Here is a 14,057-nt window from a genome sequence, read left to right as displayed (position 1 = left end):
GAGTCTTCCATTCGTCGAGAAACCCGGTCCGTCGAGCAGCCGGGCGAGGCGGGGGCGAAGCGTTGCAAGGCCGGAGCCTTGCGGGCGGCGCTGGCAAGCGGAGAGGCGGCACGGCTGCGGGCGCCCGCCCTCCCCCCGCCCCTCTCCCGCGAGTGAGAGAGGGGAGCGACCGCCCGCCTGCGCGGGGGGCATTCGCCCTGCACCAAGCGCGGCTGACTCGGCGGCAACGCTCACCGGCGGCCGGACGACGGGGCGATCGCCTCCGCCACCAGCCGCTCGCCCCGGGGCGCGACGCGCTTGCCGGCGCGGTACTCGCGCCCGGGCGCGGCGGCGGATCCGACTTGCGGCCCGCCTGGTAGTCCGCCTGGTAGTCCGCCCCCCACCGGCCGCACCCCCACATAGGCCGCGCGCGGCCGGATCAGGCCCGGCTGCGTGCGCTGCTCCAGCCCATGGGCGATCCAGCCGACGGCCCGCCCCAGCGCGAACAGGCCGAAGGCGGCGCCGACGGGCAGGCGCAGATGCCTGCGCACGGCGACCAGGGCGAAGTCGATCGATGGCTGCTGGCCGGTCAGCGCGCTGGCGAGGGCGGCCAGCTGCTGCCAGCGGCGGTGCCTGGGCAGGACGCGGGACAGCAGCGCGGCTGCGCGCACGTCGCCATCGGGATACAGGTGATGGCCGAATCCCGGCAGGTCGCCGCCCCGGGCCAGGCGTTCGCGCATGCGGCGCTCGATCGCGTTCCTGCCCCGCTCGACACCCAGTTCATCCCACAAGATCTCGCCGCGCGCGGTGGTGGCGCCATGGCGGTCGCCGCTCAGCGCGGCGAGGCCGCCGATCACGCCCGCGCGCAGGCTGGCGCCGGTCGAGGCGATACAGCGGGCCGTGAAGCTCGAGGCATTGAGTTCGTGGTCCGCGCACAGTACCAGGGCCATGCGGATCAGTTCCGCGCCGGCGGCGTCCACGCCCCACGCCCGTGCGCACTGGAGATGGAGCGGTGCCACATCGGGCCGCGTGCCCAGCAGGCAGGCGGCCAGCAGACGCAGGAGGTCGGCACACCCCCGCACCAGGTCCGCCGCGCAGGGCTGCTGCGCGGCGGTGGCGCTGTCCTCGCTGGCCACCGCGAACAGCGGCAGCAGGCTGGCCTCCGCGCGCTGGCCGCGGTAGTGCCGCTGCAGACCCGCCAGCGTGCGGGAGCGCGCCGGGGCGCGCGCGCCGAATGCAGCCGCGGCATCGCACTGCCACAACTGGGCCGCCACGTCTTCGAGCGTGGCGGCGGCGGCCAGCTCGGTGGCGCTGGTGCCGCGATAGAACAGGCGCCCGTGCTCGACCAGGGTGATGCCGGACTCGAGCACGGGCAGCCCCCAGTCGAGCGTTGCCTTGGCGACCTCCCCCGGCTTGCGGCCGCGCGCACGCTGCTGCGCCAGGCGCTCCACATCGGCGGCGAGATAGCGGCGCTCGCGCGCGCGCTCCGCTTCCCGCGCGCGCAGCAGGCCACGGCTGACGTAGGCGTAGAGCGACTGGCGCGAGACCCCGAGCCGCGCGGCGGCCTCGGCGGAAGTCAGGTAGGTCGGCATGGGATGGCCTTGGCTGGGAAGGGAAGAGAACGGAAGGGAACGGAAAGGAACGGACAGGTTGATCGGCAGTATCAAGCTTGACGCCGCGGGCGCCGCGGACGATCGTTGCCGGCACGCCGGACGCGGCAGGCGCACGCAGCAGCGCGCCGCGGACGGCGCGGCATAGCACTGTACTTCAGGCACGCAACGAACGGAGCAAGTCGATGACCCAAGTGGTGATCATCAGCGGCGGCGGCACGGGCATCGGCCGCGCGGCAGCGGAACATTTCGCGCAACAGGGCGACCAGGTCGTCATCCTCGGACGACGCGGCGCGCTGCTCGAACAGGCCGCGCAGGCCATCGGCGGCCGCTTTCCCCAGGCACCGCCGGTGATCGCGCTGCAGGCCGACCTGGCCGCGCCGGACCAGGTCGAACGCGTGCGCGACGTCCTGCGCGCGCGCTTCGACGCCATCGACGTGATCGTCAACGCGGCGGGCAGGCATGTGCTGCGCCAGGTGCCCGCCGAGACCTATGCCGATGGCCTGGCCGGCGTGGCGCGCCGCTGGACGGACAACTTCCGCCTCAACACCCTGTCCGCCGTGCTGCTGACCGAGGCACTCGCCGACCAGCTGCGCGCGCCGGGCGGCCGCATCCTGTTCCTCAGCTCGATCGCCGCCTACCGCGGCTCGGGACAAGGCTGCTACGGCGCGGCGAAGGCCGCCCTGCACCCCTACAGCCAGGACCTCGCCAAGGCCCTCGGCCCGCGCGGCATCACGGTCAACGTGATCGCTCCGGGCTATGTGCAGGACACCGGGTTCTTCGGCAGCGCCCTGTCGCCGGCGCAGCGCGACAGCAAGGCCGCCGAGGCCATGACCCTGCGCGCCGGCACGCCGCAGGACATCGCCGCCACCATCGGCTGGCTCGCCTCGCCCGGCGCGGCGCACGTCACCGCGCAGATCGTGCAGGTCAACGGCGGCGCCGAGCGGGGGCGCTAGTCCATTGCGTCAGAGAAGGCGCCCCCGGGCGGCGGTGCCTCTCGAATGACGCAGTGGACTAACGGCCGGGCACCGGTCCGGGGTCGCCGCCCCGCGCCATGCGGCGCGGGTCCACCAGGCGGTCATACGCCTGCGCCGTCAACAGCCCCAGCTCGACCGCCGCCTCGCGCGGCGCGATCCCCCGCGCCATGGCATGGCGCACGATCGCGGCCGCGCGATCGTAGCCGAGCACCGGGTTCAGCGCGGTGACCGCCAGCAGCGGGCTCTCCAGCTGCCGCGCCAGCCGTGCCTCGACCGGGCGCAGGCCGGGCACCAGGCGCGCGGCGGCCATGCGCGCGCTGTCGGCGAGCAGGCGGATCGACTGCAGGACGTTGTAGACGAGCACCGGCTTGGCCACGTTCAGTTCGAAGCTGCCCGAGGCGCCCGCCATGGTCACCGTGACGTGGTTGCCGGCCACCTGCATCGCCGCCTGCACCATGACCTCGGCGATGGTCGGGTTGCGCTTGCCCGGCATGATCGACGAGGTCAGGCCGTCGTCCGGCAGCAGCAGCTCGCCGAGGCCGCAGTGCGGCCCCGAGCCCATCCAGCGCAGGTCATTGGCGATCTTGGTGAAGGCGGCCGCGATCACGTTGAGGACACCGGAGAGCTCGAGCAGCGCGTCATGCGCGGCCATGCCCTCGACCTTGCAGGGATTGGGACGGAAGGCGAGGCCGGCGAGCCGGCCGGCTTCCTCGCAGAACGCTTCGGCGAAGCCCGCCGGCGCGTTGAGCCCGGTTCCCGCGGCGGTGCCGCCCTGCGGCAGCACCAGCAGGCGCGGCATGGCATCGTCCAGGCGCGCCACGGCATTGGCCACCTGCGCGGAAAAACCCTCGAAAGCCTGGCCCAGGGTGGTCGGGACGGCATCCATCAGGTGGGTGCGGGCGAGCTTGAGCACCCCGGCGAAGGCGTCGGCGCGCTCGCGCAGGCTGTCGCGCAGTTGCGCCAGTGCCGGCTGCAGGCGGTCCCGCACTTCAAGCGCGGCCGTGATGTGCATCACGCTCGGGAAGCTGTCGTTGGACGACTGCGAGGCATTGACGTGGTCGTTCGGATGCACCGGCGCCTTGCTGCCGAGCGGCTGGCCGAGCGTTGCGTTGGCACGGTTGGCGATGACCTCGTTGGCATTCATATTGGTCTGCGTGCCGGAGCCGGTCTGCCAGACGGTCAGCGGGAAGTGGGCATCGAGCGCGCCGCCGCGCAGTTCGTCCGCGGCGCGCAGGATCGCCTCGCCCAGCCGCGCTTCCAGCACGCCGCAGCGCAGGTTGGCGGCGGCGGCAGCCATCTTGTGCAGGCCGAATGCATGGATCAGGCAGGCCGGCAGGCGCTCCTCGCCGACCGCGAAGACGCCGAGCGCACGCTGCGTCTGCGCGCCCCAGTACTTGTCTGCCGGGATCTCGACCGGACCGAATGCGTCGTGCTCGATACGATGGGTGGCCATGGCGCTCAGTCCAGCGAGATGCCGGCCTTGGCCGCCACCGTCTTCCAGCGCGCGACCTCGGCCTCGGTGTGCCGCGCCAGCGCGCTGCCGGTGTACTGCTCGGGCGGCAGCAACTGGATCGCCTGCGCCGACAGCCGGGCGCTGAAGGCCTTGTCCGCCATCACTTTCAGGTAGGCCTGCTGCAGGCGTTCCAGCGCTGCCGGCGGCGTGCCCCGCGGCGCGTAGAGCCCGTACCAGGTGCCGGCCTCGAAGCCGGGCAGCACGGTTTCCGCCAGCGTGGGCACATCCTTGAGCTGCGGCACGCGCACCGCCGAGGTGACGGCCAGCGCGCGCACCTTGGACTCGGCGATCTGCGGCAATGCGGTGTTGGTCTGGTCGAACATGCCGTCGACCTGTGCCCCGATCACGTCGATCAGGGCCGGGCCGGCGCCCTTGTACGGCACCAGCGCCACCTTCATGCCCGCCGCCGACGCGAACATGGCCGCGACCAGGTGCGAGGTGGAGCCCATGCCGGCATTGCTGAGGAAGAGCTTGCCGGGGTGCGCCCTGCCATAGTCGACCAGGGCGCGCACGTCCTTGGCGGGATGGTCCTTGCGCACCATCAGCACCATCGGCGTGTCCGGGAAGCGGAACACCGCGGCGAAGTCCTTGACCGGGTCGTACGGCAACTTCTTGTACAGCGCGGGCGCCGCGCCCATATAGCCCATGTGGCCGACCAGCTGGGTATAGCCGTCGGCCGGCGCGCGCGCCGCCTTGGCCGCGCCGACCGTGCCGCCCGCGCCGGGCGAGTTGTCGATGACGATGGACTGCCCCACTTCGCGCGCGACGCGCTCGGCGATGCTGCGCGCAAGCGCATCGGTGGGACCGCCGGCGGCGAAGGGCACGATCCAGGTGATCGGCTTGGCGGGGTAGGCCTGGGCCTGGGCCGTGCCGGCGATGGCCGCGAGCACGGCGAAGGCGGCGCCGGCCGCCACCGCGCCGAGGCGGGCGGAGGCGCGCTGCGCGCGGCCTGCATGGGATGGAAGGGATTGCATCCGGTGTCTCCTCTGTCTTGTATCGGTTTCTGGTTCTGCCGCAGCGGATTGCCGCGGATTGCGTGCGCGTCGCTTCATGCGGGCGGCAGCGCCGCCCCCGGCTCAAAGCGCCCGCGCTTTCTGCAGCGGCACGCCGCTGTCCTGGCGGCCGGCGCCCTGCGCGGTGCCCGCCGGCAGCATGCCGCCGTCGAGCACCGCGTCGGCCACGGCCTCGGGGTAGCGCTCGGGATACAGCTGCCGCCTGGCGGCCTCGGCATCGAAGGTGCCCGACCACTTGGCGACGACAACCGTGGCCACGCTGTTGCCGATGGTGTTGCAGGTGGCGATGGCCATCGACAGGAAGCGGTAGACGCCGAAGATGACTGCCAGGCCCTCCACCGGCAGCAGGCCGGTCGAGGTGACGGTGGCGGCGAACACGACGAAGGAGCCGCCCGACACCGTGGCCGCGCCCTTGGAGGTCAGCAGCATCAGCACGAGGATGCCGAGCTGGTGGTCCAGCGTCAGCGGCACGCCGTAGGCATGGGAAATGAACATCACGCCCATGGCCATGAAGATGGAGGTGCCATCGAGATTGAAGGCGTAGCCGGTGGGCAGCACCAGGCCGACGGTCTGCCTGGCGCAGCCGAGGCGCTGCAGCTTGATCAGCAGGCGCGGCAGCGCGCTTTCCGAAGAGGCCGTGCCCAGCACGATCAGCACCTCCTCCTTGATGAACCGCAGGAAGCGCCACAGGCTGAAGCCGGCCAGCCGCGCGATCAGGCCCAGCACCACGGCGATGAAGAGCGCCACCACGGCGTAGAAGCTCAGCACGAACTGCGCCAGCGCCACCAGCACCGCCGAGCCGTTGCTGCCGACCGAGTACGCCACCGCGCCGAAGGTGCCGATCGGCGCCAGCTTCATGACGAGGTTGATGAAGGAGAACAGCACCTCGGAGATGGTGTCCAGCCCGGCATTGATCTTCTCGCGGCGCGCTTCCGGGATGGCGAGGATGCCGATGCCCACCATCACCGCCAGCACCACCACCTGCAGCAGCTCGCCCTTGGCGAAGGCGCCGACGAAGTTGTCCGGCACGATGTGCATCATGAACTCGAGGAAGCCCTGCGGCGCCGCCTTGGCGGCGGCCGGCGCGGCGCCCGCGGCCACGTGGCTCATGCCCTTGCCGGTCTGCAGCAGGTTGCCGGCCAGCATGCCGGCCATCAGCGCGAGGGTGGAGATCACCTCGAAGTAGACGATGGAGCGCCAGCCGACCCGCCCCGCGCTCTTCACGTCGCCGGCCGAGGCGATGCCGTGCACGATGGTGAGGAACACCAGCGGCGCCACACCGGCCTTGATCAGGGACAGGAACATGTCGCCGAGCAGCTTGAGCTTGGCGGCGAAGGCGGGCAAGGCGAAGCCGACCGCGATGCCGAACGCCAGCGCGACCAGCACCTGCATGCCGAGCCTGCGGTACCACGGCAGCGGCCGCGCCGGCGCCGCAGCGGGCGCCTGGATGGGTGTGTTGTGCATGATGTCTTCCTCCACCTGACCCCGGAACCTCAAGCCACCTGGCGCGACAAGGCAAGCGCGCGGTCGACCATCTGCGGCGCCAGGCCCAGGTAGTTGGCCGGGTCGACCAGGCGCTCGATGGCGGCGCGGTCGAAGTGGCGCGTCACCTCGGGCAGGGCGCTGAGCGCGTCGGCCAGCGTGCCGCCGCTTTCATTGACGGTGCGGCAGGCGTCGTAGACCACGTCGTGCGCCTGCTGGCGGCCGATGTGGGGCGCCATGCCCATCATCACGGCCTCGGCCACGATCAGGCCGTTGGAGAGGCCGAGGTTGTGCTTCATGCGGGCCGCGTCGACGATCAGGCCGCCGAGCGCGAACCTGGCCTGGTGCAGGGCCCCCGCGGTCAGCACGAAGCTCTCGGGGATGGCGATCCACTCGGCGTGCCAGGGCCCGGTGGCGCGCTCGAAGTCCTGCACCATCGCATCGACCATCAGCCCGGCGTGCTGCCGCACGGCCTTGGACGCAGCCAGCATCAGCTCGCTGGAGATCGGGTTGCGCTTCTGCGGCATGGTGCTGCTGGCGCCGCGCCCCTTGACGAAGGGTTCATACACCTCGGCGAACTCGGTCGAGGCCATGATCATGATGTCGAGCGCGATCTTGCCGAGCGAACCGGTCACCAGCGCGAGCAGGTTGACCGCCTCGGCGAAGCCGTCGCGCGCCACGTGCCAGGTGGTGGCGGGCACGCCCAGGCCGAGTTCCTCGGCCAGCGCACGCTGAACCGCGAAGCCAGCCTCGCCCAGCGAGGCCAGCGTGCCGGCGGCGCCGGCGAATTCGACCACCGCCACGCGCGGGCGCAGTTCGGCCAGGCGCTGCTGGTGGCGGTCGAACATGGCCAGCCAGATCGCCGCCTTGTAGCCGAAGGTCACGGGCAGCGCCTGCTGCAGGTGGGTGCGGCCCGCCATCGGCGTATCGCGGTGGCGCAGCGCCAGGCCGGCGAGAATGCCGCGCAGTGCGCGGATGTCGGCGTCGATGCTGTCGAGCGCGTCGCGCACCTGCAGCGCCACCGCCGTATCCATGATGTCCTGCGTGGTGGCGCCCCAGTGCACGTAGCGGCCCGCCTCGCCGCACATGGCCACGAGCTGGTGCACCAGCGGCAGGATCGGGTAGCCGACGATGTCGGTCTCCTCGCGCATGTGCTCGAAGTCGAGGCGCTCGATGCGGGCTTCACTGGCGATGACGGCGGCGGCCTCGGCGGGAATCACGCCGACGCGCGCCTCGGCCTTGGCCAGCGCGACCTCGACGTCGATGTAGCGCTGCACCAGCGCGCCGTCGGAGAAGATCTGGCGCATCGCCTGGGTGCCGAAGGCGTCACGGAACAGTGCCGAGTCGATGACGGTGCTGGCGGCGGGAATGGAGTAGGTGGACATGGTGCTACCTTGTAGGGTCGGGACGGGTTCGCTAATATGTTCGAACATATTCGACATTAAATATGTTCGAACATATCGGCGCCATGGGGGTTAACCCGCCCGCATCTTTTGGTGACGTAGACAACACAGATGAGCAAAAGCAATTCGGCGGACATCACCCGGCAACTGCTGGACGGGATCACCACGGGACGCCTCCCGGTGGGCACGCTGCTGCCGACGGAATTCGAGCTGTGCGAGCAGTTCCAGGCCAGCCGCTACACCATCCGCGCGGTGCTGCAGGAACTGCAGGAACTGGGGCTGGTGTCGCGCCGCAAGAACGTGGGAACACGCGTCGAGGCGACGCGGCCGAAGGCCGTGTTCCGCCCCACGCTCGCCTCGGTGGACGACCTGGTGCAGTTCGGCGCGGAGCACCTGCGCGTGGTGCAGGCGGTGGAGACGGTGGCGGTGGCGGGGGAAGCCGCGCGCGAGATCGGCTGCGCCGAGGGCACGCCCTGGCTGCGCATTGCCAGCGTGCGCCTGCGCGAAGGCGCGCGGACGGCGCCGATGGCCTGGACCGATGTCTACATCGATCCCGCCTACGAGGAAATCGGCGAGGAGGTCCGGCGCTCGCCGGACAAGCTGGTCAGCGCTCTGATCGAGTCGCGCTACGCGCGCCAGATCGCGGAGATCCAGCAGGACGTGCGCGCCTCGACGCTGGCCGATGCGCGCATCGCGCAGGCCCTGCAACTGGAACCGGGCGCCGCCGTGCTGAAGATCGTGCGCCGCTACATGGATGCGGCCGGCGAGACCTTCGAGGTCTCGGTCACCGTGCATCCGGCCGAGAGCTTCTCGGTCTCGATGCGCTTGAAGCGCTCGGCAGGCTAGCGGCTAGTGGCCTGGGCCTGGCATCCGTTGGCTCCGGACACCGGCGTGCGGGAGCTCAGCCGATCCGCTCCAGCTCCGTGCGGTAGGCCTGCGCCCGCCGCACATAGTCCTCGGCATTGGCGCGCAGGTTCGCCACCTCCTCGTCGCTGAGCGTGCGCACCGCCTTGGCCGGCGAGCCCAGGATCAGCGAGCGCGGCGGAAAGGCCTTGCCTTCCGTCACCAGCGCGCCGGCGGCGACCAGCGACTCGGCGCCGATCACCGCGCGGTTCAGGATCACCGCCTGGATGCCGACCAGGCTGCCATCGCCCACCGTGCAGCCGTGCAGCATCGCCTGGTGGCCGATGGTGACGCCCGCGCCGATGTCCAGCGGACAGCCGGGGTCGGTGTGCAGCACCGCGCCTTCCTGCACATTGCTGCCAGCGCCCAGGCAGATGGTTTCGTTGTCGGCGCGGATCACCGCGCCGGGCCAGACACTGGCCTGCGCGGCCAGTTCGGCGCGGCCGATCACGGTGGCCTCGGCGGCGACGTAGGCGGAGGCGGCGATGGCGGGCGCGTGCCCGCCCAGTCGGTAGAGAGGCATGTCGGGTAGTGTGGGCTGCGGGTTGTGGGTTGCGGGTTGCGGGTTGCGGGTTGCGGGTTGCGGGCTGCGGGATGTGGGAAGCGCGGCGGGTCGTGCGGCCCGTCTATTCGACGACCACGTGGCTGGCCTTGACCAGGCGCGCATAGCGCTCGGCCTCGGCGCGGAAGAAGCTCGCCGCGGCAGCCGGCGTGCCGGGCTCGACCACGGTGGCGAGCCGCTTCATGGCGTCGGCGACCTCGGGGCTGGTGAAGGCGGCGGCGAAGGCGTCGTGGATGCGCTGGACGTCGGCCGGCTTCATCCCGGGCGGGCCGATCACGGCGAACCAGCCCTCGACGTCGTAGCGCGGCAAACCCTGTTCGGCGATGGTCGGCAGGTCCGGCGCCGCCGGCGAGCGGGCGTGGCCGCACAGGCCGATGGCGCGCAGCGTGCCGGCCTTCAGGTAGGGCAGCACCGCGTTCAGCGCCACCACGCCCATCTCGACCTGGCCGCCCAGCAGGTCGGTGATCATCGGCCCGGTGCCCTTGTAGGGCACGTGGTGGGCCTTGACGCCCGCCTCGCCCAGGAACATCTCGCCGGCCAGGTGGAGGATGGTGCCATTGCCGGACGAGGCCAGGTTGTAGGCATCGGGCTTCGCCTTGAGCAGCGCCACCAGTTCCTTGACGTTCTTCGCCGGCACCTTGGGATTGACCACCAGCACCAGCGGCGTGGCGCCGATCACGCTGATGGCGGTGACGTCCTTGACGGCATCGAAGGGCATCGCGCGGTACACGCTCGGATTGATGACGTGGTTGTTCGACACCAGGCCGAGCGTGTTGCCGTCCGGCTGCGCCTTGACCACCGCCGCCGCGCCGGTGATGCCGCCCGCGCCCGGCAGGTTCTCGATCACCACCGGCTGCCCGAGCGCCTTGCCCAGCGCGGGGGCGGCGGCGCGCGCGATGACGTCCACGCCCGAGCCGGCGCTGATCGGCAGGATCAGCCTGAGCGGCCTGCCGCCCTGGGCCAGGGCCGGCGCCGGTGGCAGGCAGGCCGCGGCGGCGGCGAGCGCCGCCAGCTTCAGCAGGGTGCGGCGGGCGGGCCGGGCGGGGGAGTCGGCGTGCGCGGGGGCACGCGGGTCGGGCTGGTGCATGGTTGTCTCCGGTCTGGGTTTTGTCTTGTCCTGGCTCTGTCGTGGCCTTGTCTGCGCGCTCGATGACGGGGCGCCGCGCGCTCAGCTGCCGCCGCACGCCTCGGCGTGCCCGGGAAAGAGTTCGGCGTTGTGTTCGCCGGCCTTCGGCAAGGGGCGGCGCACGCCAGGGCGGCGCCCGCCCATCAGCAGCGGCAGCAGCACCGTGGGGGCGACGCTGCCGTCGTCCATCGGCATCGGCACCAGCCCGCCGCTGCCCACCAGGTGGGGGTCGTCCAGCAACTGGTCCGGGCGCATGATCGGCGCGTAGGGCACCCCGGCCGCTTCCAGCCGGGGGGCCAGGTCTTCGGCGCGGTGGTGCCGCAGGATGGCGCCCAGCGCTTCCAGCAGTTGCGGGCGCACGGCCACGCGCGCGGCGTTGTCGGCGTACTCGGGGCGGGTGGCCAGCTCCGGGTGGCCCAGCACCTTGCACAAGGTGATGAACTGCTTGTCGCTGACCGCGCCGATGAAGAGCTGCTCGCCGCCGGCCAGCGTGAAGACGTCGTACACGCTCCAGGCCGAGACGCGCGCCGGCATCGGCGGCGGGATCTCGCCCGTCATGGCGAACTGCTGCATGTGCTGGGCGGCCAGGAACACGCAGTTCTCGAACAGCGCGCTCTGGATCTCCTGCCCGCGGCCGGTACGCTCGCGCTCGCGCAGCGCGGCCAGCACGCCGATGGCGCCGAACATGCCGCCCATGATGTCGTTGACCGAGGCGCCGGCACGCAGCGGGCGTCCCGGCGGGCCCGTCATGTAGGACAGGCCCGCCATCATCTGCACCACTTCGTCGAGCGCCAGCCGCTTCTCGTACGGCCCCGGCAGGAAGCCTTTGTGCGAGGCGTAGACGAGGCGGGGAAAGCGGGCCGACAGCGCCTCGTAGCCGAGGCCGAACTCCTGCATCAGGCCCGGGCGGAAGTTTTCCAGCAGCACGTCGCACTGGCCGGCGAGCTCGATCGCGGCAGCCTGTCCGGCGGCGGTGGTGATGTCCAGCACCACGCTCTTCTTGTTGCGGTTGAAGGCGCGGAAGAAACCGATGCCCAGGCCGGGCAGCCGGCGCGTCTTGTCGCCGCCGGGCGGCTCGACCTTGATCACCTCGGCGCCGAGGTCGGCCAGGATCATGCCGCAGGTGGGGCCCATCACCATATGGGAGAACTCCACCACGCGGAGGCCGGCGAGCGGCAGCGCGCCGGCCTCATCTGGCCTGCCGGCGCGAGCGGCCGCCAGGGTGTCTTCGTGCTCGTCGATGGCCATTGCGTCTCCCCTCAGGCCGCCGCGCGCGCGGGCGCCGCGGCAAAGGTCCTGGGCAGGCCGGCGCGCGCCAGCGTGCCATGCAGCGTCTCGCCCTGCAGCCACCCGGCCACCTCGGCACGCAGGGACAGCAGGCGGCCGATGTCGAGGCCGGTGTCGATGCCCATGCTGCCCAGCATGTAGGCCAGGTCCTCGCTGGCGACGTTGCCGCTCGCGCCGGGCGCGTGCGGGCAGCCGCCGATGCCGGCCAGGCAGGCGTCGAAACGTGTCACGCCGCATTGCAGTGCCGCCAGCACATTGGCCAGCCCGAGCCCGCGCGTGTCGTGGAAGTGGCCGCACCACAGGCGCTCGCCGGCGATGGCGAGGGCCCGTTCGAACAGCGCGCCGACCATGGCGGGGTCGGCATAGCCGACGGTGTCGGCAAGGCTGACGCGGTCGGCGCCGGCATCGAGCAGCGCCTGCATCAGGCGCAGCACTTCGCCGGCATCGACCGCGCCCTGGATGGTGCAGCCGAAGGCGGTGCCGACCCCGCCCTCGATCAGCGTGCGCGCACCGGCCGCGTCGCGCGCCGCGCGCATGCGGGCCACCTCCGCGACCACCTCGTCCGGGGTCTTGCGCAGGTTGGCCAGGCTGTGGGCGTGGCTGGCGGAGAGCGGCACCACCATCAGGTCGGCGCCGCTGGCGATGGCGTCCTGCGCGCCGCGCAGGTTCGGCACCAGCACCGAGACCGACAGGCCCGGCAGGGTACGCGCGAAGGCCACCAGCTCGGCGGTGTCGGCGAGCTGCGGCAGCAGGCGTGCCGGCACGAAGGAGCCGACCTCGATCTCGCGCTGGCCGGCGGCGTGCGCGGCGGCGATCCAGGTCTTCTTGTGCGCGGTCGGCAGGATCGCCTGCAGGCTCTGCAGGCCGTCGCGCAGGCCGACCTCGCGGATCACGGCGCGGCGGGGGTAGGTAGAGGTCATGGCGGAGAACGGGGAACGGGGAACGGGAATCGGGGAAGCGGGAATCGGTGGGGAGGGCTTCCCGGCGGGAAGCGACGGGATTCACTCTATGGCCTTCCGCTGTCCTGGAGAAGCGATGATTTGCGCACGATAACTTTCCGAAATGGAAAGCCTTGCGCCGCGGCCTCGGCTGGCGGTAACGTTGCCGGGTCGGCATCCTCCCGGCCCGCTGCCGGCCCGTGCCTTCCCGACCGGAACCCTGGACTCCCCACCTGCGCCATGCGAGACCTCGACCTCACCACCCTGCGCCTGTTCGTCGCCGTCTGCGAGACGCGCAATATGGCGCGCGCCGGCGAACAGGAGCACATCGTGGCCTCGGCCATCAGCAAGCGGCTGGCACAGTTGGAGGAAACGGTGGGCGCCACGCTGCTGGAACGCCGCCGCCGCGGCGTGATCCCGACGCCCGCCGGCGAGATCGTGCTGGCCCACGCGCGCGCCATGCTGGCCGCCGCCGGCCGCGTGGCGCGCGACATGGCCGACTACGGCGCCGGCGTGCGCGGCCAGGTGCGGCTGCTCGCCACCACCTCGTCACTGGCGGAATCGCTGCCGGACGACATCGCCGCCTTCCTGCGCCAGCCGGAGCACCGCGATATCGGCGTCACCATCGAGGAGAGCCTCAGCACGGAGATCGTGCGCTCGCTGCGCGAAGGCTCGGCGCCGCTCGGCATCTGCTGGGATGCGGCCGACCTGGAGGGCTTCCAGACCCGGCCCTACCGCAGCGACCACCTGGCCGTGGTGGTGCCCGCCGCCCATCCGCTGGCACGGCTGGAGGCCTGCCGCTTCGAGGACACACTGGCCTTCGACCAGGTCGGCATGCCGGCGCAGACGGCCGTGCAGACCATGCTGGAGCGGCACGCCGCCATCCTCGGCCGGCGCATCGCCTACCGTGCCGTGGTGTCCACCTTCGAGGCCGCGCTGCGCTGCGTGCGGGCCGGACTGGGCATCGCCGTCTTCCCGGCGGAAATCGCGCAGCAGGTCGCGCCGGCACTGGGGCTGTGCATCATCCCCTTGCGCGACGGCTGGGCACGGCGCCGCTTCGCCATCTGCTTCCGCGACGTCGCCCTGCTCTCTCCCGCCGCGCAACTGCTGGTCGGCTTCCTCGAGCGCAGCGCGGCGGCAGCGCCGGACCCGGTGCGGGAGCCCGCCGGCATCGGGCCGGCCGACGCAGCCGGCGCGGCCGGCGCTTCCGGCGCGCGGCCGCCGCGTACGGCGCGCCAAGGCAGGCAGCGCCCCACCCGCTAGC

Annotated in this window: 12 protein-coding genes; 3 read left to right on the top strand and 9 right to left on the bottom strand. The window is 72.0% G+C overall.

Annotated features, from left to right (window positions below; genetic code table 11):
• Window positions 1-230 precede the first annotated feature (230 nt).
• The gene (locus BKK80_RS21460) at window positions 231-1,571 is read right to left on the bottom strand and encodes a citrate synthase family protein (RefSeq protein ID WP_084545678.1); all 1,341 of its coding nucleotides are present in this window, start codon (window positions 1,569-1,571) and stop codon (window positions 231-233) included.
• Window positions 1,572-1,774: 203 nt separating this feature from the next.
• On the opposite strand from BKK80_RS21460, the gene BKK80_RS21455 reads away from it, so the two are divergent.
• A complete protein-coding gene (locus BKK80_RS21455) occupies window positions 1,775-2,545 on the top strand; it encodes an SDR family NAD(P)-dependent oxidoreductase (RefSeq protein ID WP_071071143.1) in 771 nt (256 codons plus the stop codon).
• A gap of 58 nt (window positions 2,546-2,603) precedes the next feature.
• Here the strand turns inward: BKK80_RS21455 and BKK80_RS21450 are convergent, their stop codons facing one another.
• The 4 genes from BKK80_RS21450 to BKK80_RS21435 all read right to left on the bottom strand — a co-directional run bounded on the left by BKK80_RS21450 (window position 2,604) and on the right by BKK80_RS21435 (window position 7,959).
• Entirely contained in the window at window positions 2,604-4,019 is a 1,416-nt protein-coding gene (locus BKK80_RS21450; RefSeq protein WP_071017204.1) for a class II fumarate hydratase, read from the bottom strand.
• A gap of 5 nt (window positions 4,020-4,024) precedes the next feature.
• Complete coding sequence (locus tag BKK80_RS21445; protein ID WP_071071142.1) at window positions 4,025-5,053, bottom strand: tripartite tricarboxylate transporter substrate-binding protein; 1,029 nt, start codon at window positions 5,051-5,053, stop codon at window positions 4,025-4,027.
• 102 nt (window positions 5,054-5,155) lie between these two features.
• Window positions 5,156-6,556 carry a cation:dicarboxylate symporter family transporter gene (locus tag BKK80_RS21440; protein ID WP_071071140.1) on the bottom strand — a complete coding sequence of 467 codons (1,401 nt, stop codon included), beginning with the start codon at window positions 6,554-6,556 and terminating at the stop codon, window positions 5,156-5,158.
• 29 nt (window positions 6,557-6,585) lie between these two features.
• Entirely contained in the window at window positions 6,586-7,959 is a 1,374-nt protein-coding gene (locus tag BKK80_RS21435) for a class-II fumarase/aspartase family protein (RefSeq protein WP_071071133.1), read from the bottom strand.
• Between the two features lie 129 nt (window positions 7,960-8,088).
• On the opposite strand from BKK80_RS21435, the gene BKK80_RS21430 reads away from it, so the two are divergent.
• Window positions 8,089-8,823, top strand: a complete 735-nt coding sequence (locus tag BKK80_RS21430; RefSeq protein ID WP_071017212.1) for a GntR family transcriptional regulator — start codon at window positions 8,089-8,091, stop codon at window positions 8,821-8,823.
• Window positions 8,824-8,878: 55 nt separating this feature from the next.
• Here BKK80_RS21430 and BKK80_RS21425 read toward each other — a convergent pair whose 3' ends face one another.
• The 4 genes from BKK80_RS21425 to BKK80_RS21410 all read right to left on the bottom strand — a co-directional run bounded on the left by BKK80_RS21425 (window position 8,879) and on the right by BKK80_RS21410 (window position 12,775).
• On the bottom strand, window positions 8,879-9,403 hold the full coding sequence (locus BKK80_RS21425; protein WP_071017213.1) for a gamma carbonic anhydrase family protein: 525 nt from the start codon (window positions 9,401-9,403) through the stop codon (window positions 8,879-8,881).
• 103 nt (window positions 9,404-9,506) lie between these two features.
• The gene (locus BKK80_RS21420; RefSeq protein WP_071017215.1) at window positions 9,507-10,529 is read right to left on the bottom strand and encodes a tripartite tricarboxylate transporter substrate binding protein; all 1,023 of its coding nucleotides are present in this window, start codon (window positions 10,527-10,529) and stop codon (window positions 9,507-9,509) included.
• Window positions 10,530-10,610: 81 nt separating this feature from the next.
• Window positions 10,611-11,708, bottom strand: a complete 1,098-nt coding sequence (locus BKK80_RS21415) for a CaiB/BaiF CoA transferase family protein (protein ID WP_071073178.1) — start codon at window positions 11,706-11,708, stop codon at window positions 10,611-10,613.
• A gap of 119 nt (window positions 11,709-11,827) precedes the next feature.
• Window positions 11,828-12,775, bottom strand: a complete 948-nt coding sequence (locus BKK80_RS21410) for a hydroxymethylglutaryl-CoA lyase (protein ID WP_071071127.1) — start codon at window positions 12,773-12,775, stop codon at window positions 11,828-11,830.
• A 258-nt stretch (window positions 12,776-13,033) separates the two neighbouring features.
• Between BKK80_RS21410 and BKK80_RS21405 the strand changes: the two genes are divergently transcribed.
• On the top strand, window positions 13,034-14,056 hold the full coding sequence (locus BKK80_RS21405; RefSeq protein WP_084545676.1) for a LysR family transcriptional regulator: 1,023 nt from the start codon (window positions 13,034-13,036) through the stop codon (window positions 14,054-14,056).
• Window position 14,057 lies beyond the last annotated feature (1 nt).

It is taken from the genome of Cupriavidus malaysiensis (assembly GCF_001854325.1).
GTDB lineage: Bacteria > Pseudomonadota > Gammaproteobacteria > Burkholderiales > Burkholderiaceae > Cupriavidus > Cupriavidus malaysiensis.
The sequence above is the reverse complement of the archived record's forward strand: the minus strand, read 5'-3'. Positions and strand labels throughout refer to the sequence as shown.

Excerpts from the sequence above, each read along its gene's own strand:
- BKK80_RS21460 (WP_084545678.1), bottom strand. The coding sequence starts at position 1,571 with ATGCCGACCTACCTGACTTCCGCCGAGGCCGCCGCGCGGCTCGGGGTC.
- BKK80_RS21455 (WP_071071143.1), top strand. The coding sequence starts at position 1,775 with ATGACCCAAGTGGTGATCATCAGCGGCGGCGGCACGGGCATCGGCCGC.
- BKK80_RS21450 (WP_071017204.1), bottom strand. The coding sequence starts at position 4,019 with ATGGCCACCCATCGTATCGAGCACGACGCATTCGGTCCGGTCGAGATC.
- BKK80_RS21445 (WP_071071142.1), bottom strand. The coding sequence starts at position 5,053 with ATGCAATCCCTTCCATCCCATGCAGGCCGCGCGCAGCGCGCCTCCGCC.
- BKK80_RS21440 (WP_071071140.1), bottom strand. The coding sequence starts at position 6,556 with ATGCACAACACACCCATCCAGGCGCCCGCTGCGGCGCCGGCGCGGCCG.
- BKK80_RS21435 (WP_071071133.1), bottom strand. The coding sequence starts at position 7,959 with ATGTCCACCTACTCCATTCCCGCCGCCAGCACCGTCATCGACTCGGCA.
- BKK80_RS21430 (WP_071017212.1), top strand. The coding sequence starts at position 8,089 with ATGAGCAAAAGCAATTCGGCGGACATCACCCGGCAACTGCTGGACGGG.
- BKK80_RS21425 (WP_071017213.1), bottom strand. The coding sequence starts at position 9,403 with ATGCCTCTCTACCGACTGGGCGGGCACGCGCCCGCCATCGCCGCCTCC.
- BKK80_RS21420 (WP_071017215.1), bottom strand. The coding sequence starts at position 10,529 with ATGCACCAGCCCGACCCGCGTGCCCCCGCGCACGCCGACTCCCCCGCC.
- BKK80_RS21415 (WP_071073178.1), bottom strand. The coding sequence starts at position 11,708 with ATGGTGATGGGCCCCACCTGCGGCATGATCCTGGCCGACCTCGGCGCC.
- BKK80_RS21410 (WP_071071127.1), bottom strand. The coding sequence starts at position 12,775 with ATGACCTCTACCTACCCCCGCCGCGCCGTGATCCGCGAGGTCGGCCTG.
- BKK80_RS21405 (WP_084545676.1), top strand. The coding sequence starts at position 13,034 with ATGCGAGACCTCGACCTCACCACCCTGCGCCTGTTCGTCGCCGTCTGC.